At 68.5% G+C, this 21524-nt stretch carries 19 protein-coding genes and 1 riboswitch; of the genes, 13 read left to right on the top strand and 6 right to left on the bottom strand.

Going from position 1 to position 21524, the window contains the following annotated elements; genetic code table 11:
• Positions 1-108 precede the first annotated feature (108 nt).
• Positions 109-1029 carry a LysR family transcriptional regulator gene (locus VBO01S_RS11240; protein WP_062474000.1) on the bottom strand — a complete coding sequence of 307 codons (921 nt, stop codon included), beginning with the start codon at positions 1027-1029 and terminating at the stop codon, positions 109-111.
• A 102-nt stretch (positions 1030-1131) separates the two neighbouring features.
• On the opposite strand from VBO01S_RS11240, the gene VBO01S_RS11235 reads away from it, so the two are divergent.
• Positions 1132-1569, top strand: coding sequence for a PACE efflux transporter (locus VBO01S_RS11235; RefSeq protein ID WP_062473998.1), 438 nt, complete (start codon positions 1132-1134; stop codon positions 1567-1569).
• Between the two features lie 21 nt (positions 1570-1590).
• Here VBO01S_RS11235 and VBO01S_RS11230 read toward each other — a convergent pair whose 3' ends face one another.
• On the bottom strand, positions 1591-2502 hold the full coding sequence (locus tag VBO01S_RS11230; protein WP_062473996.1) for a lipase secretion chaperone: 912 nt from the start codon (positions 2500-2502) through the stop codon (positions 1591-1593).
• Between the two features lie 11 nt (positions 2503-2513).
• Entirely contained in the window at positions 2514-3569 is a 1056-nt protein-coding gene (locus VBO01S_RS11225; protein WP_235926910.1) for an esterase/lipase family protein, read from the bottom strand.
• 132 nt (positions 3570-3701) lie between these two features.
• Positions 3702-3777, top strand: a riboswitch (S-adenosyl-L-homocysteine riboswitch).
• A 22-nt stretch (positions 3778-3799) separates the two neighbouring features.
• Between VBO01S_RS11225 and metH the strand changes: the two genes are divergently transcribed.
• The 4 genes from metH (at position 3800) to VBO01S_RS11205 (ending at position 9830) form a co-directional block, all read left to right on the top strand.
• A complete protein-coding gene (gene metH / locus VBO01S_RS11220) occupies positions 3800-6562 on the top strand; it encodes a methionine synthase (protein WP_082818090.1) in 2763 nt (920 codons plus the stop codon).
• Positions 6563-6662: 100 nt separating this feature from the next.
• Positions 6663-8420 carry an ArnT family glycosyltransferase gene (locus VBO01S_RS11215; protein WP_255221098.1) on the top strand — a complete coding sequence of 586 codons (1758 nt, stop codon included), beginning with the start codon at positions 6663-6665 and terminating at the stop codon, positions 8418-8420.
• Entirely contained in the window at positions 8417-9406 is a 990-nt protein-coding gene (locus VBO01S_RS11210) for a glycosyltransferase family 2 protein (protein ID WP_062473993.1), read from the top strand. Before VBO01S_RS11215 ends, VBO01S_RS11210 begins: the two co-directional genes overlap by 4 nt.
• Positions 9407-9416: 10 nt before the next feature.
• Positions 9417-9830: a GtrA family protein gene (locus tag VBO01S_RS11205; RefSeq protein WP_062473991.1), complete on the top strand. Its 414-nt coding sequence runs from the start codon at positions 9417-9419 to the stop codon at positions 9828-9830.
• A gap of 28 nt (positions 9831-9858) precedes the next feature.
• Here VBO01S_RS11205 and VBO01S_RS11200 read toward each other — a convergent pair whose 3' ends face one another.
• From VBO01S_RS11200 to VBO01S_RS11190, 3 genes are read right to left on the bottom strand one after another with little or no spacing between them, the layout of a single operon-like run.
• Positions 9859-11058 carry an amidohydrolase family protein gene (locus tag VBO01S_RS11200; RefSeq protein ID WP_062473990.1) on the bottom strand — a complete coding sequence of 400 codons (1200 nt, stop codon included), beginning with the start codon at positions 11056-11058 and terminating at the stop codon, positions 9859-9861.
• On the bottom strand, positions 11013-11780 hold the full coding sequence (locus VBO01S_RS11195) for a TetR/AcrR family transcriptional regulator (RefSeq protein ID WP_062473988.1): 768 nt from the start codon (positions 11778-11780) through the stop codon (positions 11013-11015). Before VBO01S_RS11195 ends, VBO01S_RS11200 begins: the two co-directional genes overlap by 46 nt.
• Positions 11781-11808: 28 nt before the next feature.
• Positions 11809-12582 carry a ferredoxin--NADP reductase gene (locus VBO01S_RS11190; RefSeq protein ID WP_062473986.1) on the bottom strand — a complete coding sequence of 258 codons (774 nt, stop codon included), beginning with the start codon at positions 12580-12582 and terminating at the stop codon, positions 11809-11811.
• 319 nt (positions 12583-12901) lie between these two features.
• On the opposite strand from VBO01S_RS11190, the gene VBO01S_RS11185 reads away from it, so the two are divergent.
• The 8 genes from VBO01S_RS11185 to VBO01S_RS11150 all read left to right on the top strand — a co-directional run bounded on the left by VBO01S_RS11185 (position 12902) and on the right by VBO01S_RS11150 (position 21508).
• Positions 12902-14521, top strand: coding sequence for a hypothetical protein (locus tag VBO01S_RS11185; RefSeq protein ID WP_062473984.1), 1620 nt, complete (start codon positions 12902-12904; stop codon positions 14519-14521).
• A 4-nt stretch (positions 14522-14525) separates the two neighbouring features.
• Entirely contained in the window at positions 14526-15428 is a 903-nt protein-coding gene (locus tag VBO01S_RS11180; RefSeq protein WP_062473982.1) for a UPF0280 family protein, read from the top strand.
• 21 nt (positions 15429-15449) lie between these two features.
• Entirely contained in the window at positions 15450-16091 is a 642-nt protein-coding gene (locus VBO01S_RS11175; protein ID WP_062473980.1) for an amino acid synthesis family protein, read from the top strand.
• 41 nt (positions 16092-16132) lie between these two features.
• A complete protein-coding gene (locus VBO01S_RS11170; protein ID WP_062473977.1) occupies positions 16133-16717 on the top strand; it encodes an amino acid synthesis family protein in 585 nt (194 codons plus the stop codon).
• Between the two features lie 59 nt (positions 16718-16776).
• Entirely contained in the window at positions 16777-17982 is a 1206-nt protein-coding gene (locus VBO01S_RS11165; RefSeq protein WP_062473975.1) for an ABC transporter substrate-binding protein, read from the top strand.
• 81 nt (positions 17983-18063) lie between these two features.
• Positions 18064-19989, top strand: coding sequence for an ABC transporter permease (locus tag VBO01S_RS11160; protein ID WP_062473974.1), 1926 nt, complete (start codon positions 18064-18066; stop codon positions 19987-19989).
• Positions 19986-20777: an ABC transporter ATP-binding protein gene (locus VBO01S_RS11155; RefSeq protein WP_062473973.1), complete on the top strand. Its 792-nt coding sequence runs from the start codon at positions 19986-19988 to the stop codon at positions 20775-20777. Before VBO01S_RS11160 ends, VBO01S_RS11155 begins: the two co-directional genes overlap by 4 nt.
• The gene (locus tag VBO01S_RS11150) at positions 20774-21508 is read left to right on the top strand and encodes an ABC transporter ATP-binding protein (RefSeq protein ID WP_062473972.1); all 735 of its coding nucleotides are present in this window, start codon (positions 20774-20776) and stop codon (positions 21506-21508) included. The genes VBO01S_RS11155 and VBO01S_RS11150 overlap by 4 nt, the downstream gene beginning before the upstream one ends.
• The last annotated feature ends 16 nt before the right edge of the window (positions 21509-21524 follow it).

The raw sequence follows: 21524 nt of genomic DNA, 5'->3' as shown, positions 1-21524 counted from the left end.
GGTGGGGGCGGCGGTGGTGGCGGAGGGCGTCCGCACGGCGGGGGCGGTGGGCACGGCGGTGGAGGCGGGCACGGCCACGGCCACGGCCACGGAAAGAATTGACCCGGCTCACACGGCCGGCGTCCCGATGCCGGCCGCCGCCTGCCGGTCGCGCGCGATCAGCGCCACGAAGCGCTGCGCGCCCAGGCCCAGCGGCCGTTCGCGCGACCACACCACGTCCACCCACAGGTCCAGCCCGTTGCTGAGGTTCTCGAACGGGATCTCGACCAGCGCGCCCGCCGCCACGTGCGGCCGCGCGAAGTTGCGCGGCAGCCAGCCCCAGCCCAGCCCCGCGGTGATCAGGCTCAGCGCGGCCAGCGCGTTGTCGGTGCGCCAGACATGCCGCGCGAACACGAAGCGCGGGTCGCTGGTGGCCAGGTCGCGCCCCGCGACCACGATCTGGCGCGTGTTGGTCAGGTGCTCCTCGCGCAGGCGCCCGCCGGCCGCCGCGCGCAGCACGGGGTGCTCGGGCGCCATCACGGCCACCATGGTGTCGCTGCCGACCTCCTGGAAGCCCTCGCGGCCGTCGAGGCTGGGGCGCTCGAACACCAGCGCCAGCTGCGCCCGGCCGCTGTGCAGCAGCGCCAGTGCGTCGGCCTGCGGCGCGGCCAGCACCTCGACCTGCAGCAGCGGGTAGTCGTCGGCCAGCGCGGCGAGCGGCCCGCTCCAGGGCGCGGCCAGCAGCTCGGGCGCAATGGCCAGCGTGAGCCGGTCTTCCAGCCCCTGCGTGAGCGCCAGCGCCTGCACCTGCAACTGCCGCAACTGGGCCGCGAGCAGCCGCGCCTGCGGCTCGAGCGAGCGCGCGGCGGACGTGGGCTGGGGCTCGCGGCCGCTGCGGTCGAACAGCGGCAGCGCCAGCTCGGCCTCCAGGTTGGCGATGGCCATGCTCACGGCCGACGGCACCTTGCGCAGCGCCCGCGCGGCGGCCGAGAACGAGCCGTGGTCGATCACGGCCAGGAAGACCTCGACGTTGTCGCTGGAGAAAGCCATGGCGCCCCGATCTATCAATAAAACTGAAATAAGTTAACTTTTTATATCAACTAAAAGCAAATAAAGTCCCTCCATCGCAGTCAAACACACAGAGAAACAGTCATGCAGGGCCTTCAGCGTCGGATCGTTTACATCTCTCTCTACGAGGGCATCGCCATCGTGGCGGCCAGCGCCGGCCTGGCCCTGATGTCGGACGCGGGGCTCGGCCACTCGGGCCTGCTGGCCGTGGGCGCCTCGGTCATCGCGGTGATCTGGAACCTGACCTTCAACGCCCTGTTCGAGCGCTGGGAGTCGCGCCAGGCGGTGCGCGGGCGCAGCCTGAAGCGCCGCATCGCCCACGCCATCGGCTTCGAGGGCGGCCTGATCGCCTTCCTGGTGCCGATGCTGGCCTGGGGCCTGGGCGTGTCGCTCTGGCAGGCGCTGGTGATGGACCTGGGCCTGGTGGTGTTCTTCCTGGTCTACACCTTCGTCTTCAACTGGGCCTTCGACCGCGTGTTCGGCCTGCCGGCCTCGGCCATGGGCGAAGCGCAGCCTGCGTAAGCCTGCGCTTACTTAACGAATTCAGCGCGCCGACTTGGGCGCGGCAGTCGAGCGCATCGCCAGGGCCCCGCTCAGGCGCAGGCGCTCGTTCTCGTTGAAGAGCGTCTCGCGCAGCTGGGCCCGTTCGGCCTCGGGCGCGCTGGCGTAGCGGTCGAGCCGGGCGTTCCATTCCTGGGTTTCCTGGTCGAGCGTGGCCAGCCCGCGCGCCACCTCGTAGCCGTAGGTCTCGCTGCGCGCGGCAAAGCGCTCCTGGGGGCTGGCGCCGCGCGCCTGCAGCGCCTCGGTCTGGCGCATCACGTCCAGATGGGCCACCGCTTCCTTGCGCACCTCGCGCTGCGCGGGCGACAGCCAGGCCTGCTCGCTCTGCGCCAGCGCCGCCGCGCGCTGCTCGGGCGTGAGGCCGGGGTTGGACAGCAGCTCCATCTTCTCGGCCATGAACCGGTCCTGCCGGATCTGGTCGCCGAACAGGCCTTCGATTTCCTCGGGCGCGAAGAACTGCCGGCGCACCGCCTCGCGCGCCTCCAGGCTGCGCCGCAAAAAGGCCGGGTCGCCGGGCGCGGGCGGCTGCAGGGTGCGCAGGGCTTCCTGCATGTCGACGTAGCGCTCCAGCAGGCCCAGCGCGCGCACGCGCCAGTCCTCGCGCAGGCGCTGGGCGAGCAGGGCGGGCGCGCGGGCCATCAGCGTGGCCTTGCTGTCGGCCTGCGCTTCGGCAAGCACCTGGTCGAAGAGGGTGATGAGGTCGCTGGTGAGCAGGGCGTCAGGGGCCGATGCGGTGGACTGCGCCGGACGAGGCGCGGTGGGCACCGCGACCGCCGCCGTGGCGCGGGGCGCGGCGGCCTGCGGCGCATCGACCGCCCCGGGGCCGATCGCCAGCCAGCCGGTCCCCACGGCCACCAGCGCGACGGCGCCGATGGTCAAGGCCACACCGCGCATGCGCAGCGTCCTCAGAGCCCCGCGCTCTTGAGTCGCGCGGCCTGTTCCCTGAACAGCTCCGGCGGCTTCTTCTCGTAGTACGGGAACTGGCTGCCGTAGGTGTTGCCGAAGGCCTGGTTCACCTCGTCCAGGTGGTTCTGGCGGTAGTCGCCCAGGTGGGTGCCCAGGCGCGTGGTGCAGACCGCGAGCAGGCCGTCGTTGGCCTCGCCGAAGAAGAACAGGCTGCCCAGCGTCGACAGCGCCGTGTCGCTCGGGTCGAACAGGTTGAAGCTGGTCGACACGCCCGACCACGAGTAGTAGCGCACGCCGTTGGCCACGGCCGCACCGCTCTTCACGTCGCACGACGAGCCCGGCGCGGGGCGCCCCTGCGGGAACTTGGCGTCGAAGGCCGCGCCGCCCGCCGTGGTCAGCGAGGCCAGCGCGTTCAGCGGCACTTCGGGCAGCTGACTCGGGTCCTTGCCCGAGAGAAAGCCGATCAGCCCTGTCAGCAGGCCGACGGCCTTCACCACCAGGGTCTGGCCGATGCCGCCCTCGGGCAGCTTGGCCAGCAGGTCGGCCACCTTCGAGCCGCCGTTGGCACCGCCCACCGAGGTGACCGAGGCCACCATGTCGGGCGCCACCGCCGCCACGTAGCGCACCGTGGGCGAGCCCTGCGAATGGCCGATGAGGTTGAACTTGAGCGTGGGGTTCTGCTCCAGCGCGCGGATGGTCTTGAGCTCCTGCAGCAGCTGCTCGCCGCGGATCTCGGAGGTGTTGGTGCCCGACACCTGCGCCACGTACACCTTGGCGCCCGCGGCGGCCAGCCTGCCGGGGATGTCGTAGAAGTAGTCGACGCCCAGCAGGTTGTCGAAGCCCAGGAGGCCGTGGACCAGCACGATCGGGTACTTCGTCTTCGCCGTGTCGGAGGTGACGCGGGCCTCGACGCGGGTGGCGCTGTCGCCGGCGGCGGCACGCGCCGGTGGCGCATGAACCGCGAGGGCCGCGGCGGCCAGGAGGCCGCAGCTCAAGGCCACGGCGCGCATCGGGGTGGCTGCATGCTGCAACCGGACATTCCACTTCCTGGCCATCGGCGAACTCCCTTACGTTTGGTTAAAAACACGAACGTTCGTTCAGAAACGGTGGGCGCATTCTGTTGACACGTGCAGGAATGAAAACTGGGGTTTTCCCAGGGCGCAATCGAATCGACCTAAAATGCGCGACTTCCCAAGGAGCGTTGCAGCGGTTCGCCACAGAGGCGAATCGTCAGGCTTGGGGCGACAACGACGCTCGCCTGTCCGACTCTTCCGCAGGTGAGGCCATGTCCCAGATTCCCGCATCCGTTTCCGCTCCCGTCGCTCCCCCTCCCATGAAGCTGTCCGGCCTCGAGCCGGTCGCCATCGGCGAAGGCTCGCTGTTCGTCAACATCGGCGAGCGCACCAACGTCACCGGCTCCAAGGCCTTCGCGCGCATGATCCTCAACGGCCAGTTCGAGGACGCCCTGGCCGTCGCGCGCCAGCAGGTGGAGAACGGCGCGCAGGTGATCGACATCAACATGGACGAGGCCATGCTCGACAGCAAGGCCGCCATGGTGCGTTTCCTGAACCTCATCGCCAGCGAGCCCGACATCGCGCGCGTGCCGGTGATGGTCGACAGCTCCAAGTGGGAGGTCATCGAGGCCGGCCTGCGCTGCATCCAGGGCAAGGGCATCGTCAACTCCATCTCCATGAAGGAGGGCGTCGACAAGTTCAAGCACGAGGCCAAGCTGGTCAAGCGCTACGGCGCCGCCGCCGTGGTCATGGCCTTCGACGAGAAGGGCCAGGCCGACACCTACGCGCGCAAGATCGAGATCTGCGAGCGCGCCTACCGCGTGCTGGTCGACGAGGTGGGCTTCCCGCCCGAAGACATCATCTTCGACCCGAACATCTTCGCCATCGCCACCGGCATCGAGGAGCACGACAACTACGCGGTCGACTTCATCAACGCCGTGCGCTGGATCAAGCAGAACCTGCCGGGCGCCAAGGTGTCGGGCGGCGTGAGCAACGTGAGCTTCAGCTTCCGCGGCAACGACCCGGTGCGCGAGGCCATCCACACCGTGTTCCTGTACCACGCGATCCAGGCGGGCATGGACATGGGCATCGTCAACGCCGGCATGGTCGGCGTGTACGACGACCTGGAGCCCACGCTGCGCGAGCGCGTGGAAGACGTGGTGCTCAACCGCCGCCCCGACGCGGGCGAGCGCCTCGTCGAAGTGGCCGAGACCGCCAAGAGCGGCGCCAAGGACGACAGCAAGAAGCTCGAATGGCGCGGCACGCCCGAGCACCCGGTGCACGTCAACCAGCGCCTGTCGCACGCGATGGTGCACGGCATCACCGACTTCATCGTCGAGGACACCGAAGAGGCCTACCAGCAGATCCTCGCCAAGGGCGGGCGTCCGCTGCACGTGATCGAAGGCCCGCTCATGGACGGCATGAACATCGTGGGCGACCTGTTCGGCCAGGGCAAGATGTTCCTGCCGCAGGTGGTGAAGTCGGCGCGCGTGATGAAGTCGGCCGTGGCCCACCTCATTCCGTACATCGAGGAAGAAAAGCGCCAGGACGAGGCCGCGGGCCGCGACGTGCGCACCAAGGGCAAGATCATCATCGCCACCGTGAAGGGCGACGTGCACGACATCGGCAAGAACATCGTCACCGTCGTGCTCCAGTGCAACAACTTCGAAGTGGTGAACATGGGCGTGATGGTCCCGTGCCACGAAATTCTGGCGAAGGCCAAGGTCGAGGGCGCGGACATCGTGGGCCTGTCGGGCCTCATCACGCCCAGCCTCGAAGAGATGCAGTACGTGGCCGGCGAGATGCAGAAGGACGACCACTTCCGCATCAAGAAGATCCCGCTGCTCATCGGTGGCGCCACCACCAGCCGCGTGCACACGGCCGTGAAGATCGCGCCGCACTACGAAGGCCCCGTGGTCTACGTGCCTGACGCCTCGCGCAGCGTGAGCGTGGCGCAGTCGCTGCTCTCGGACCAGGCCACCGCGTACATCGACGAGATCAACGCCGACTACGAGAAGGTGCGCACGCAGCACGCCAACAAGAAGCAGGTGCCGATGTGGCCGCTGGCCAAGGCGCGCGCCAACAAGACGCCGGTCGATTTCGCCAACTTCGTGCCCACCGTGCCCAAGTTCATCGGCCGGCGCGTGTTCAAGAACTTCGACCTCACCGAGCTGGCCAAGTACATCGACTGGGGCCCGTTCTTCCAGACCTGGGACCTGGCCGGCCCGTTCCCCGCCATCCTGAAGGACGAGATCGTCGGCACCGAGGCCGTGCGCGTGTACGCCGACGGCCAGCGCATGCTCAAGCGCCTCATCGAAGGGCGCTGGCTCAGCGCCAGCGGCGTGGTCGGCTTCTGGCCCGCCAACACCGTGAACGACGACGACATCGAGCTCTATACCGACGAGACGCGCAGCGAAGTTGCGCTCACCTGGTACGGCATGCGCCAGCAGACCGAGAAGCAGATGATCGACGGCGTGATGCGCCCCAGCCGCTGCCTGGCCGACTTCGTCGCGCCCAAGGACAGCGGCGTGAAGGACTACGTCGGCGTGTTCGCCGTCACGGCCGGCCTGGGCGTCGAGAAGAAAGAGAAGTTCTTCATCGACGACCTCGACGACTACTCGGCCATCATGCTCAAGGCCCTGGCCGACCGGCTGGCCGAGGCTTTTGCCGAAGCCATGCACCACCGCGTGCGCACCGACCTGTGGGGCTACGCGCCCCACGAGGGCCTGAGCAACGACGACATGATTGCCGAGAAGTACCGCGGCATCCGCCCCGCGCCCGGCTACCCGGCCTGCCCCGACCACAGCGTGAAGGGCCCGATGTTCGACCTTCTGAACTGCGCGGACATTGGCATGACCCTGACGGAGAGCCTCGCTATGATGCCCGCCGCCAGCGTGAGCGGCTTCTACCTCGGGCACCCCGATGCGACGTACTTCAACGTCGGCAAGATCGGGCACGACCAGTTGCAGGACCAGGCCGCGCGGCGCCGCACGAGCGAAGCGGAGCTCGAGCGCCTGCTGGCGCCGAACCTTTGAACCTGCCGGCCGGTCGGCGCGACCGGAGTGACCGGCCACGGGAGTTGATATTCAGAAGCTGATCTTTGCCGCCGCGCACTACGCCCAGTTCGCGATCTTCGTGATTGCCTGCTGGGGTGCCGGCCGCGCGGTGCTCGCGCGCCTGCGCCCGCCCTCGCGCCGCGACGCCTGGCTCGAAGCGGCCATATCGGCCGCGCTCGGTGTCGGCCTTTACATCTGTGCCTTCCAGGCGCTGGCGATCTTCGGGCTCTTTCGCCGCGAGGCCACGCTGGGCCTGATCGGCGCGGGCGTCGTGGCCGCCGCGTGGCAGTGGCGCGGCTGGCGTGCCGAGGTGCGTGCGCTGCGCGCGGCCGCGCCCGCCACGCCGCCGTGGACCCGCTTCGAACGCATCGCCGCCATCGCGCTGGCACTGGTCGCGCTGCCCGCGCTGGTGGCGCCGCTCGCACCGCCGGCCGCCTTCGACGAGCTGATGTACCACCTGCCGTATGCACGCCTCGTGGCGCAGCAGGGCACGCTGGGCATCCACGACTGGCTGCGCTACCCCTGGTTCCCGTACAACTACAACCTGCTGTACGCCGCCGCGCTGCAGGTGGGCGACGACGTGCTGCCGCACTTCCTCAACGCCCTGGCGGGTGCGCTGTCGGTGCTGATGATCTTCCGCCTGGGCATTCTGCACGCCAACCGGCTCACCGCCTGCATCGGCGCGGCCATCTGGCTGGGCATGGGCGACTACGCCAACGCGCTGATCGACATGGGCGTGGCGCTGTTCGTGCTGTCGGCCTTCGTGGCGCTGTGGTGGTGGCGCGAATCCGAACCGCTGCGCGACGGCACGCGCTGGCTCTCGCTCGCGGCGTTCTGCCTCGGCGTGGCGGCGGGCTCCAAGTACCAGGCGCTGATCTTCCTGCCGCTGGTGGCGCTGTTCGTGGTGCGCCACGAGCGCCGCCTGCTGCAGGCCTGGGCGCCCGCGCTGCTGTGCTTCCTGATCCCGTGCATCTACTGGTACGCACGCAACGCGATCATGACGGGCGACCCCTTCAACCCGATCGGCGCGCGCGTGTTCGGCTTCACCGAATGGGTGCCGGCCGACTACGTGCAGCAGGTGGCCGACGTGCGAGATCACGCCGAGATGCCCAACGCGCTGATCTGGTCGGTGTTCCTCGCGCCCTTCAGCGTGTGGTGGAAGCGCTCCGCCGCCGTGCGCGCGGCGGGCTGGTTCTGCCTGTACTCGGTGGCCGTGTGGGTCGTGACCTCGCGCTACCCGCGCTACCTCATGGCCTCGTTCCCGCTGCTCGCGATGACGGCCGCCGTGGGCTGGCAGGTGCTGTTCGGCTGGATCGCGGCGGGCGTGCGCCGCCTGCGCGGAGCGCCCGTTGCTGTCGCTGCAGACGGCCCGCGCAGTGGCGCCGGCGTTGGCGACTGGGTCGTGGTGCTGCTGCTGGCCGTGCTGGCCGCCGTGTCGGTGGGCCAGACGGCCACCAAGGTGTCGATGATCTCGCTCACGCCCGAGGCGCGCGAGGCCTTCCTGCGCAAGCACGTGCCGGGCTACGGCGTGATGGATTACGTGCGCCGCAACGTGACCGGCCGCGTCTACCAGATCGCGCTGAACGAGGCGATCTACTACGGCCCCAACCCGATCTGGGGCGACACGCTGGGGCGCTGGCGCTACCGCGACTACCTGCTGATGTCGCCCGGCGACACGGCGCGCAAGCTGGCGGCCGAGGGCTTCACCACCGTCGTCATGTCGCCCGAGATGGTGAAAGTGCTCAGCGTGCGGCCCGGCTTCGACCAGTACTATGGCCTGCTGCACGACCAAGACGGCAGCCGCGCCTACCGACTCCTTCCGACGACCGCTCCATGACGACCGACCACCGACCCGCCCCCGTGTCCGCCATGCCGCGCATTGCCGCCGTCATTCCCTGCTTCAACGAGGCCCTGGCCATCACCCAGGTGATCGAGGGCTTCCGCGCGGCCCTGCCCGGTGCCGAGATCCACGTCTTCGACAACAACTCCACCGACGACACGGCCGCCGTGGCCCGCGCGGCCGGCGCGATCGTCACGCACGTGGCCGCGCGCGGCAAGGGCAACGTGGTGCGGCGCATGTTCGCCGACGTCGAGGCCGACATCTACGTGATGGTCGACGGCGACGCCACCTACGACACCACCGCCGCGCCGCGCCTCATCGCGCGGCTGGTCGAGGGCAACCTGGACATGGTGGTCGGCAGCCGCGTGGACGACGGCCAGGACGCGCTCACCTACCGCGCCGGCCACCGTTTCGGCAACTGGCTGCTCACGGGCACCGTGGCGCAGCTCTTCGGCGGCGGCCTCACCGACATGCTCTCGGGCTACCGCGTGTTCTCGCGCCGCTATGCCAAGTCGTTCCCCGCGCTGTCGCAGGGCTTCGAGATCGAGACCGAGCTGACCGTGCACGCGCTCGAACTGCGCATGCCCTACGCCGAGGAAGCCACCGCCTACAGCACGCGCCCCGAAGGCTCGCACAGCAAGCTCTCGACCTACCGCGACGGCTGGCGCATCCTGAAGACCATCGGCAAGCTGTTCGTGAGCGAGCGGCCGCTGCAGTTCTTCTCGATCGTCGCGGCCGTGCTCGCGATCGCTGCGCTCGCGCTGGCCCTGCCGCTGTTCATGACCTACGCCCACACCGGCCTGGTGCCGCGGCTGCCCACGGCGGTGCTCGCCACCGGCGCGATGCTGGCGGCGCTGCTGTCCTTCGTCTGCGGCGTGGTGATGCACACCGTCACGCTCGGCCGGCAGGAGGCCAAGCGGCTGCGCTACCTGGCGCAGCCCTGCGTGCGCGAGAGCTTGCGCAAGAGCCTGCGCGCGCACTGACGGCGGCGCGATGAAGATCGGGCGCGAGTTCCTCTCGTTCGCCGTGGCCGGCGTGATCGGCTTCGTGGTGGACGTGACGGTGCTCTACCTGCTGGCACCGCTCTTGGGATGGTACGGCGCGCGCGTCGTGTCCTTCCTGGCCGCCGCCACCACCACCTGGCTCTACAACCGCCGCTACACCTTCGCGGCGAGCGCGGCCGGCGCCGCCACGGGGCGTTCGGTCTGGCGCGAATACCTGGGCTACCTCACGACCATGCTGGCCGGCGCCGTGCTGAACTACGGCACCTACGTGCTCACGCTGCACTGGGTGGAAGGCCGCTGGGCCGCCGCGCTCGGCGTAGCGCTGGGCAGCCTCGCGGGCCTGGGCGCCAACTTTCTCTCGGCGCGCTACCTGGTCTTCCGCTCGCATCGCAGCGGCGGCTGAGGCCATCGCCGGGCGCGTTCAAGCGCGCTCAGTGCCCGCCCGACACCACCACCGGGATCTCGGTGGCCGGCGGCGTGTTGCGGCTGCGACCGCAGCGCACGAGGCCGTCGATCATCACCATGCCCACGCCCGGGATGTCGCCCAGCTGCACGCTTTCGAGCAGGCCCGGCGCGGGCGAATGCTGGGCGCGGTCCATGAACACGAAGTCGGCCGCGCGGCCCACTTCGATCAGGCCGCAGTTGAGCTTGCGGATCTTCGCCGTGTTGCCGGTCGCGAAGCAGAACACCAGCTCGGCCGGAATGTTCGCGATCGACGACAGCATCGCCACCATGCGCAGGATGCCCAGCGGCTGCACGCCCGAGCCCGCGGGCCCGTCGGTGCCCAGGATCACGCGGTGCGGGCACTTCAGCTCGAGCGCGGCCTTCGCCGCCGCGATGGCGACCTTCTCGTTGCCGTTGTGCACGATCTCGATGGCGCGCGAGCTCTTCTCGCACAGCTCGCACACATGCGCCTCGGGCAGCGAGGTGTGGCCGCCGTTGATGTGGCCGATGACGTCGGCGTCGGCTTCGAGCACCACGTCCTTGTCGATCAGGCCCGAGCCGGGGATCGACGGGCCGCCCGTGTGGATCGTGCTCTGGATGCCGTACTTGCGCGCCCAGGCCACCATTTCCTTGGCCTCGTAGCCGGCCTTCACCGAGCCCAGGCCCACTTCGCCCAGCAGGCCGACGCCGGCTTCGGCGAGTTCCTTGAAGTCGCTCTCGACCATGCCCTTTTCGATGACGGGCGCGCCCGCCAGCACCTTCACGCCGCCGGGGCGGAAGTTGTCGAAGGCGCGCTGCGCGGTGATGGCCAGCGCCTTCAGGCCGACGATGTCCTTCGGGCGGCCGGGCAGGTGCACTTCGCCGGCGGAAATCATGGTGGTCACGCCGCCGTGCATGGTGGAGTCGATCCAGCCGATCTGGCCCTGGCGCGGCGTCCAGTCGCCGAACACCGGGTGCACGTGGCTGTCGATGAGGCCGGGTGCGACGCAGGTCTTCTTCGCGTCGATGACGGTGACGGCGCCTTCGAGGTCGCAGTCTTTCTCCTTGCCGACCGCCACGATCAGGCCGTCGTTCACCACCAGGGTGTCGGCGTCGAGGATGGGCTTGTCGATGTCGCCCGAGAGCAGCAGCCCGATGTTCTTTATGACGACCTTGCCCGACTTTGCGCCGGCTGCGATTTCTGCCATTTCGTTGTGTCCTCGTCGTGGGGTGGGGAGTGGTTGACTTGTTCCTGGATGTCGTCCGCGCGCACGGTGCGCAGCAGGGTCTCGATCACGAAGTCTTCCCAGTGCGCGACGGCTTCCGGCGACTCCAGCGGCTCGCCGAGGAAGGCCGTGAGCGTGTGCCGGTTCGAGGTGTAGAAATAGCCGGTGGACGCGATCAGCAGGTAGATGTCGCGCGCCACGAGGTCGGTGCGGAACAGGCCCTGGGCCGCGCCGCTGGCGAGGATTTCCGAAATGATGGCCACCGCCCGCGACGAGTACTCGCGCGCCCGCAGCGACTTCGAGATGTGCCGGCCCTTGTGCAGGTTCTCGGTGTTCAGCAGGGTGACGAACTCGGGGTTCTTGCGGTAGTAGCCGAGCACGAAGCGGATGACTTCGGTGAGCGCTTCCACGGGCCGCGAGGCGTCGAGCGCAATGGCGGCTTCGGCATCGTCCATGCGCTGGTAGATGCCTTCGAGCACCGCGATGAACAGGCCCTCTTTGCTGCCGAAGTAGTAGTAGATCATCCGGTCGTACGACTTGGCGGCCTTGGAGATCTTCTCCACGCTGCCGCCGTCGTAGCCGTACTTGGCGAACACCTTGGTCGCCGCCTTGAGGATGCTGTCGCGCGTGGCCTGGGCCGCGGCCTCGCGCACGCCGGTGCGGCGCTGGGGCTTGGGCTTGCTGACGGAGCGGGAGTCGGCCATCGTGCGCGCAGCGCCTCTGTGTCGGGTCTTACTTCTCGGCGAAGGCGCGTTCGACGACGAAGTCGCCCGGCGTCGAGGTGTTGCCTTCCTTGAAGCCGCGCTTTTCCAGGATGTGCTTCAGGTCGACCAGCAGGCCGGGGCTGCCGCACAGCATCACGCGGTCTTCCTCGACGTTCAGCGGGGGCAGGCCCAGGTCGTCGGTGAGCTTGTTGCTCTCGATCAGGTCGGTGACGCGGCCCTGGTTGCGGAACTCCTCGCGCGTGACCGTGGGGTAGTACAGCAGCTGCTTGGCGATCATCTCGCCCAGGATCTCGTGCTTGGGCAGGTGGTCGGTCACGAGGTCGTGGTACGCCAGCTCGTCGACCTGGCGCACGCCGTGCACCAGGATGACCTGCTCGAACTTCTCGTACGTGTCGGGGTCGCGGATGATGCTCATGAACGGCGCCAGGCCGGTGCCCGTGCCGAACAGGTACAGGCGCTTGGCCGGCAGCGTGTAGTCGATCAGCAGCGTGCCGGTGGGCTTGCGGCCCACGATCACGGTGTCGCCCACCTGGATGTGCTGCAGCTTCGAGGTGAGCGGGCCGTCTTCCACCTTGATGCTCAGGAACTCCAGGTGCTCCTCGTAGTTCGGGCTCACGATGCTATAGGCGCGCAGCAGGGGCTTGTTGTTGACCTTCAGGCCGATCATCGTGAAATGACCGTTCGAGAAGCGCAGCGCCGGGTCGCGCGTGGTGGTGAAGGTGAACAGGCGGTCGGTCCAGTGGTGGACGCTCAGGACGCGTTCTTCGCTGAATGCACTCATACAGAACTCAAGTGTTGGTTGAAGACAGAAAAGGGTGGCTGAGCCGAAATGCACGCCTTTGGGGCGTCCGCCATCGGCCGGCTAGCAACCCTCCATTGTCGTTGGTCGGAAAAACCCCGATGAACACCGCGAGAAAACACCATTGCAAGCATCGGGCCTGTTTGCTACATTGACATTTGATGTAGTGAACGCAACATGAAAGTGTAGGGGATGCTACACAAACGAAAGCCGCCGCACAAGCACCTGCACGGCACGTTTGTTGCAAACCTCCGGGGCCTGAAGACCCGCTCCGACAGCACCACACCACGAGATCGCCCCGATGACTGAACACACCAAGACAGACGGATTGCCCGGCATCGACATGCCCCTGGTCGCGCAGGCCGGCGGCGCCGCCTTCGGCAAGGCGCCGCCGCGCAACGAGAAGATGAGCACCGCCAAGGTCGAGTGCAACGCCTGCCCGGTGCTGTGCCAGATCTCCGACGGCCGCACCGGCGCCTGCGACCGCTACGCCAACCGCCAGGGCGTGCTGGTGCGCGTCGACCCGGTGGTGCTGCTGCGCCGCACGCTCGCCAGCGAGCAGCCGGCGCTCGTGCCCTTCGACCGGCCCGGCGCCGACGCGGCCGAGGCCCATGCTGCGCCCGACTGGAACGGCGACCTGCTGCACGCCGACGAGGTCTTCGTCACCGGCGTGGGCTCGTCCACCACCTACCCCGACTACAAGCCCGCGCCCTTCATCGTGGCTTCCAAAGCCCAGGGCGTCGACATGGTCACCGTGGTCACCGAAGGCATCTTCAGCTACTGCAGCTTCAAGGTGAAGATCGACACCGACCGCTTCCTGGGCGCCGAGCAGGCCAACGTGCGCTACAAGGGCGAGGTCGTGGGCCATGTCACCACGGCCGAGTACGGTTCGCAGATGCTGTCGCTGGGCGGCGTGCACCACCTCACGGGCGGCAGCAAGAAAGAGGGTCGCATGACGGCCGAGCTCATGCAACTGCTGGGCAACAAGCAGGCGGTCGAATGCACCATCGACGGCGGCGCCAGCCTCGTCATCCAGGCCGGCAAGGCGCCCATCGTCAACGGCGTGGAAGAGCAGCGCATGCGCGTGGGCTGCGGCTCGGCCGCCGTGGGCATCTTTGCGCGCCAGTTCGCCGGCGTGGCCGACGAGGTGGTGGTGGTCGATGACCACATCACCGGCGTGCTCACCGAGCACCAGGCCGGCCGCTGCCTCGACATGACGCCCTCGGGCATCCAGATGCTGGGGCGCAAGTCGACGCCGGGGCGCTACTTCCAGGTCGCGAATCCCGGCAACGGCTGGGGCGGCACCGACATCGCCGACCCGCTCGCGATCATCGAAGGCTGGGAAGAGGGCGTGGCCCGCCCCGGCCTGCGCCTGCTCATGACCTCCACCACCGGCGAGCACGCGCAGTGGTACGTGCTCGACGAGGCGCTCAAGCCCATCGAGCAGCCCATGCCGCCCGAGGTGCGCCGCATCGTCGACCGCATCGGCGAGAACTGCGAGCCCTCGCTGTGCACCGTGCTGTTCCTCGGCGGCGCCGGCGGCAGCCTGCGCGCGGGCGTCACCGAGAACCCCGTGCTGCTCACGCGCGCCATCAAGCGCGCGCTGGTCAACGTCACCTGCGGCGGCGCGCCGGCCTATGTGTGGCCCGGCGGCGGCATCACCGTGATGGCCGACGTCATGCGCATGCCCGACAACAGCTTCGGCACTGTGCCCACGCCGGCCATCGTCGCGCCCATCGAGTTCAGCATGCGGCGCGACGACTACGAGGCGCTCGGCGGCCACGTCGAACACATCTTCCCGCTCGAACAGGCGCTCGCGCGCGGTGCGTGGCAGGAAGACGGCGCACCGCTGGCGCGCCAATGGCTCGTCATCGACGATGCCAATCCGTGGCCGCTCGGCCACGCCCCCATGCTGGGCTGAAACCATGTCCGCCCAACGCACGGCGCTCGACGCGGGCCGCTGGCATTTCAACCACGGCCCGATCGACATCGTGGCCGAAGCGCACGGCGACCCGTACGCCGTCGCCGCCGCGCACGATGCGGCCTGGGCGCGCTTCGGCCATGTGCTCGACGAACTCGTGCGCGAGCTGCCGCAGCTGCGCCTGCCCGTGGCCGCACGCCAGCGCCCGCGTGGCGTGGTCGCGCGCCGCATGTGGGACGCCTGCGATGCCTTCTCGCCGCTGTTCCTCACGCCCATGGCGGCCGTGGCCGGCAGCGTGGCGCAGGAACTCATCGCCTTCTACGACCGGCCCGGCATCGAGCGCGCCTGGATCAACAACGGCGGCGACATCGCGCTGCACCTCGCGCCCGGCCACACGGCGCGCGTGGGCTTGTTCGCCGACCTCGCGCGCTTCGACTGGCGCGACAGCGGCATGCTCACGACCGATGGCCAGTTCGAGCTGCACGCCGACCAACCCGTGCGCGGCGTCGCCACCAGCGGCTGGCGCGGGCGCAGTTTCTCGCTGGGCATCGCCGACAGCGTGACGGTGTTGGCCGCCACCGCGGCGCAGGCCGACGCCGCCGCCACCGTGATCGCCAATGCCGTCGACGTGGCCGACACCGCCATCCAGCGCCTGCCCGCCAGCGAATGCAAGGACGACAGCGACCTCGGCGACACCCTCGTCACCGTCGACGTGCCGCCGCTGGCGCCCGCGCAGGTGCACCATGCACTCGATGCGGGCGCGGCGTGCGCCCACGCGTTGCAGAAAAGGGGGCTCGTGTGGGCCGTTCTGCTCGTTTGCCAGGGGCAGTGGCGGCGGGTGGAACCCTTATGCTCGAAGTCGCTGGACATCGCGCTGCCCGAAGCAGTTGGTTCAGTATTTGCTTAACGAAAAGCAAGGTTCTTTTTCATGATCGAAATCCGTCGCGTCTTCACCCATGTCGAGCACATCCACCACGAGTTCGGACCGCGTGCCGACACGCCGCTGGTGCGCGGTGCCATCGGCGCGGTGCTGACCAATCCTTTCGCGGGCCGCTACGAGCCCGACATCCTGCCGATGATGGCGCTGCTCGACCCCGTGGGCGTCGACATGGCGCACCAGCTGCACGCCGCCATGGACGTGCCGCTCGAGCAGATCGCCACCTACGGCAAGGGCGCCATCGTCGGCGCCGACGGCGAGCTGGAGCACGGCGCGCTGTGGCATGTGCCCGGCGGCTACGCGATGCGCGAGCTGCTCGGCTGGAAGGGCAGCCGCGCCGCCTACACCGCGGGCAAGGCCGAAGAGAAAACCGGCCAGCCCGGCAACGCGCTGTCGATCGTGCCCTCGACCAAGAAGGTCGGCCCGCCCGGCGCCGCGCTCGACGTGCCGCTCACCAACATCAACGCCAGCTACGTGCGTGGCCAGTTCGACGCCATCGAAGTGCGCGTGCCCGGCGCGCCGATGGCCGACGAGATTGTCTTCATCCTCGCGATGAGCACGGGCTACCGCGTGCATGCGCGCGTCGGCGGCCTGCTCGCCAAGGACATCAGCAAGTGGGACGGCCTGCGCTGACCGCACAAGACAAGAGACAAGACAACAAGGAACACACAGACATGACCGCCAACATCCGCAAGCTCGTCATTCAAGTGGACGAAACCCGCAAGGAAATGGGGCAAGACGTGACGCCGCCCACGCGCCGCGCCGTCGCCATCGCCGTCATCGAGAACCCCTACGCCGGCCGCTACAGCGAGAACCTCGACGAGCTCATCGCCATCGGCGAAGAGCTCGGCGCGCTGCTCGGCCAGAAGGCCGTGAAGGCGTTGGGTATCGAGCCCGGCCAGGCGCAGAGCTACGGCAAGGCCGCCATCGTCGGCGAGCGCGGCGAGCTGGAGCATGCCGCCGCGATCCTGCATCCCAAGCTGGGCGCGCCGCTGCGCGTGGCGGTCGAGAAGGGCGCGGCGCTCGTGCCCTCGGCCAAGAAGCAGGGCACGCTGGGCACCGCCATCGACGTGCCGCTGGGCCATAAAGACGCCGCCTTCGTGCGCAGCCACTTCGACGCCGTCGAGGCCCGCGTGAGCGACGCGCCGCGCGCCAACGAGATCGTCGTGGCCGTGGCCGTCACCGACAGCGGCCGTCCGCTGCCGCGCGTCGGCGGCCTGCAGGCCAGCGAGATCAAGGGCGAAGACGGTCTTCGCTGACCTGTCATTGCATCGTCACCCGCATCGTGTTTTCTGTTCGAACTTCTAGGAGCTTCCCGATGAATCCATTGCGCCTTGCCTTCTGCGCCGCTTCCGTCGTCACGCTGGCCACCGCCCTCGTCCCCGCGCATGCGCAGGGCGTGATCAAGATCGGCGAAATCAACAGCTACAAGGCGCAGCCCGCCTTCCTCGAGCCCTACAAGAAGGGCATGGAACTGGCGGTCGACGAGATCAACGCCAAGGGCGGCGTCAACGGCAAGAAGCTGGAGCTCATCAGCCGCGACGACAACGCCAACCCCGGCGACGCCGTGCGCGTGGCCGAAGAACTCATCTCGCGCGAGAAGGTCGACGTGCTGGCCGGCGCCTTCCTGTCGAACACCGGCCTGGCGCTGACCGACTTCGCCAAGCAGAAGAAATTCTTCTACCTCGCCGCCGAACCGCTCACCGACAAGATCGTCTGGAGCAACGGCAACAAGTACACCTACCGCCTGCGCCCCTCGACCTACATGCAGGTCGCGATGCTGGTGCCCGAGGCCGCCAAGCTCAAGAAGAAGCGCTGGGCCATCGTGTACCCCAACTACGAGTACGGCCAGTCGTCGGTCGCCACCTTCAAGACGCTGCTCAAGGCGATCCAGCCCGACGTCGAGTTCGTCGCCGAGCAGGCGCCGCCGCTGGGCAAGGTCGATGCGGGCAGCGTGGTGCAGGCCCTGGCCGATGCCAAGCCCGACGCCATCTTCAACGTGCTGTTCGGCGCCGACCTGTCCAAGTTCGTGCGCGAAGGCAACACGCGCGGCCTGTTCAAGGACCGTGAGGTCGTGAGCGTGCTGACCGGCGAGCCCGAGTACCTCGACCCGCTGAAGGACGAGGCGCCCAACGGCTGGGTCGTCACCGGCTACCCCTGGTACGGCGTGAAGACCGCCGAGCACAAGGCCTTCAACGACGCCTACCAGGCCAAGTTCAAGGACTACCCGCGCCTGGGCTCGGTGGTGGGCTACAGCGCCATCTACTCGATCGCCGCCGGCGTGAAGAAGGCCGGCAGCACCGACACCGAGAAGCTCGTGGCCGCCTTCAAGGGCCTGCAGGTCGACACGCCCTTCGGCAAGATCAGCTACCGCGCGCAGGACAACCAGTCCACCATGGGCGCGTACGTCGGCAAGACCAAGAACGACGGCGGCAAGGGCGTGATGGTCGACTATGTGTACCTCGACGGTGCCAAGTTCCAGCCCACCGACGACGAAGTGAAAAAGATGCGCCCTGCGGACTGACCGCACGGCTCCTGCAACGCGTCCGCCGCCGCTTCTTGAGCGCGGCGGGGCGCGGTGTCTCCAGTTTCCTCAGGGTCCCTCATGAGCTTTTCAGGCTTCGTTGTTCAGTTGCTCAACGGGTTGGCCGGCGCGTCTTCGCTGTTCTTGGTGGCGGCCGGCCTCTCGTTGATCTTCGGCGTGACGCGCATCGTCAACTTCGCCCATGGATCTTTTTTCATGGTGGGCATCTACGTCGCGTACACGCTGGTCGAGAAGCTCGGCCCGAGCGTGGGCTTCTGGCCTGCGCTGTTGATCGCCGCGCTCGCGGTGGGCGTGCTGGGTGCGCTCATCGAGGTGCTGCTGCTGCGCCGCATCTACAAGGCGCCCGAGCTGTTCCAGTTGCTGGCCACCTTCGCGCTGGTGCTGGTCATCAAGGACACGGTGCTGTGGCTTTGGGGGCCTGACGAACTGCTCGGCCCGCGCGCGCCGGGCCTGAAGGGCTCGGTCGAAATCCTCGGTCGCCAGTTTCCTTCCTACGACCTGTTCCTGATCGTCGTCGGCCCGCTGGTGCTCGGCCTCGTGTGGCTGCTGCTCACGCGCACGCGCTTCGGCACGCTGGTGCGCGCCGCCACGCAAGACCGCGAGATGGTCAGCGCGCTGGGCGTCAACCAGGCCTGGCTCTTCACCGCCGTGTTCGCGCTCGGCGCGCTGCTCGCGGGCCTGGGCGGCGCACTGCAATTGCCGCGCGAACCCGCCACGCTCGAGATGGACCTGAACACCATCGGCGCCGCCTTCGTCGTCGTGGTGGTCGGCGGCATGGGCTCGCTGCCCGGCGCCTACGTGGCCGCGCTGCTCATCGCCGAGATCAAGGCCGTGTGCATCTGGCTGGGCGTGGTGCAGATCTTCGGCATCGACGTGTCGTTCTCCAAGCTCACGCTGATGGTCGACTTCCTCGTGATGGCCATCGTGCTGGTGTGGCGCCCCTGGGGCCTGTTCGGCCGGCCGCAGGCGCCGAGCCGCTACGTCGGCATGCAGGAAGAGCCGCTGCGCCGCCCCAGCACCGCCTACATCGTGGCCGCCGCCGGGCTGGCGCTGGTGCTGGCCGCGCTGCCGCTGCTGACGGCCGGCTCGCCCTACACCACTGTGCTGATGATCGACCTGCTGATCGCCGCGCTGTTCGCCACCAGCCTGCACTTCATCATGGGGCCGGCCGGCATGCACTCCTTCGGCCACGCCGCCTACTTCGGCCTCGGGGCCTACGGCGCGGCGCTGCTGGTGCGCGCGCTGCACCTGCCGATGGAGCTGGCGCTGGTGGTCGCGCCGCTGGTGGCGGCACTCGGCGCCTTCGTCTACGGCTGGTTCGCGGTGCGGCTGTCGGGCGTGTACCTGGCGATGCTCACGCTGGCCTTCGCGCAGATCACCTGGGCCGTCACCTACCAGTGGGACAGCTTCACGGGCGGCAGCAACGGCCTGACCGGCGTGTGGCCTTCGGAGTGGCTGTCGAACAAGCAGGTGTACTACTGGCTCACGCTGGTGCTCGTGGGCGCGGGCGTGTGGTGGCTGCGCCGCGTGCTGTTCTCGCCCTTCGGCTATGCGCTGCGCGCGGGCCGCGACTCGGTGCTGCGCGCCGACGCCATCGGCATCGACGTCAAGCGCATGCAGTGGGCGGCCTTCGTCATCGCCGGCACCGTGGCGGGCCTGGCCGGCGCGCTCTATGCGTTCTCCAAGGGCAGCATCTCGCCCGAGAGTCTGTCGGTCGGCAAGTCGGTCGACGGCCTCGTGATGGTGCTGCTGGGCGGCATCCAGACCCTGGCGGGGCCGGTGGTCGGCGCCGTCACCTTCACCTGGCTGCACGACACGGTGGCACGCAACACCGACTACTGGCGCGCGATGCTCGGCGCCATCATCCTGATCCTGGTGCTGCTGTTCCCGCAGGGCATTGCAGGCTCGATCAAGCAGCTCGTCGACCGGTGGCGCGCACCGAAGCATGATGAAGCAGACGCCAAGCTCAAGGAGGTGAAGGCATGAGCCTCCTCAAAGTAGAAAACCTCGGCAAATCGTTCGGCGGCGTGAAGGCCGTGGACGGCATCAGCTTCGAGCTGCCACCCGGCGAGCTGCTCGCGCTCATCGGCCCCAACGGCGCCGGCAAGTCGACCACCTTCAACATGGTGAACGGCCAGCTCAAGGCCGACCAGGGCTCGATCACGCTCGACGGCCACGAACTCGTGGGCCGCAAGCCGCGCGAGATCTGGCGCAAGGGCGTGGGCCGCACCTTCCAGATCGCCGAAACCTTCGCCTCGCTGACCGTGGTCGAGAACGTGCAGATGGCGCTGCTCTCGCACGACCACAAGCTGTTCTCGATGTGGCGCCGTGCGGCCGACCACAAGCGCGACGAAGCGCTGGCACTGCTCGACCAGGTCGGCATGAAGGCGCAGGCCGACCGGCCCTGCAGCGTGCTGGCCTACGGCGACGTGAAGCGCGTCGAACTCGCCATCGCCATGGCCAACTCGCCCAAGCTGCTGCTCATGGACGAGCCCACCGCCGGCATGGCGCCCCAGGAGCGCAACTCGCTCATGGCGCTCACCAAGGACCTCGTCATCCAGCGCGGCATGGCCGTGCTCTTCACCGAGCACAGCATGGACGTGGTGTTCGCGTACGCCGATCGCATGATCGTGCTGGCGCGCGGGCGCCTCATCGCGCAGGGCAAGCCGCTCGAAATCCGCGACCACCCGAAGGTGCAGGAGGTGTACTTCGGCAGCGGCAAGACCTTCGAGAAGATTGCAGAGAAAGCCGCAGCGCTGGGAGTCACCGCATGAGCACGCACGAACCGCTTCTGGAAGCCAAGGCGCTGTGCGCCTGGTACGGCGCCGCGCAGATTCTCTACGACGTCGACCTCGAAGTGCGGCGCGGCGAAGTCGTCGCGCTCATGGGCCGCAACGGCGCGGGCAAGTCGACCACGCTCAAGACGCTGATCGGCATGCTCACCAAGCGCCGCGGCGCCGTGTGCTTCCTGGGTCACGACATTTCGAAGAGCGAGCCGCACCACGCGGCGCGCCTGGGCCTGGGCTTCGTGCCCGAAGACCGGCGCGTGTTCACCGACCTCACGGTGATGGAGAACCTCGAGGTCGGCAAGCAGCCCGCGCGCCAGTGGGCCGACGGCACCGCCGCGCCGCTGTGGACGCCCGAGCGCCTGTTCCAGCTGTTCCCCAACCTCGGCGAGATGCCCAACCGCCCCGGCGGCCGCATGAGCGGCGGCGAGCAGCAGATGCTCACCGTGGCGCGCACGCTGATGGGCAACCCCTACCTCGTGCTGCTCGACGAACCTTCCGAGGGCGTGGCCCCGGTCATCGTCGAGCAGATGGCCAACATGATCCTCGAGCTCAAGGCGCAGGGCGTGAGCATCCTGCTGTCGGAGCAGAACATGCACTTCGCCGAGCTGGTCTCCGACCGCGCCTACGTGCTCGAGAAGGGACAGATCCGCTATCACGCGACGATGGCCGAGTTGGCGGCCAACGAAGAAGTGCGCAGGGCCTACCTCAGCGTCTGACCGTTTTCTTTCCTCA

Origin of the sequence: Variovorax boronicumulans NBRC 103145, from assembly GCF_001591345.1 — a bacterium.
Classification (GTDB): domain Bacteria; phylum Pseudomonadota; class Gammaproteobacteria; order Burkholderiales; family Burkholderiaceae_C; genus Variovorax; species Variovorax boronicumulans.
Note: the sequence above shows the minus strand (reverse complement) of the source record. Positions and strands in the feature narration are given on the sequence as shown.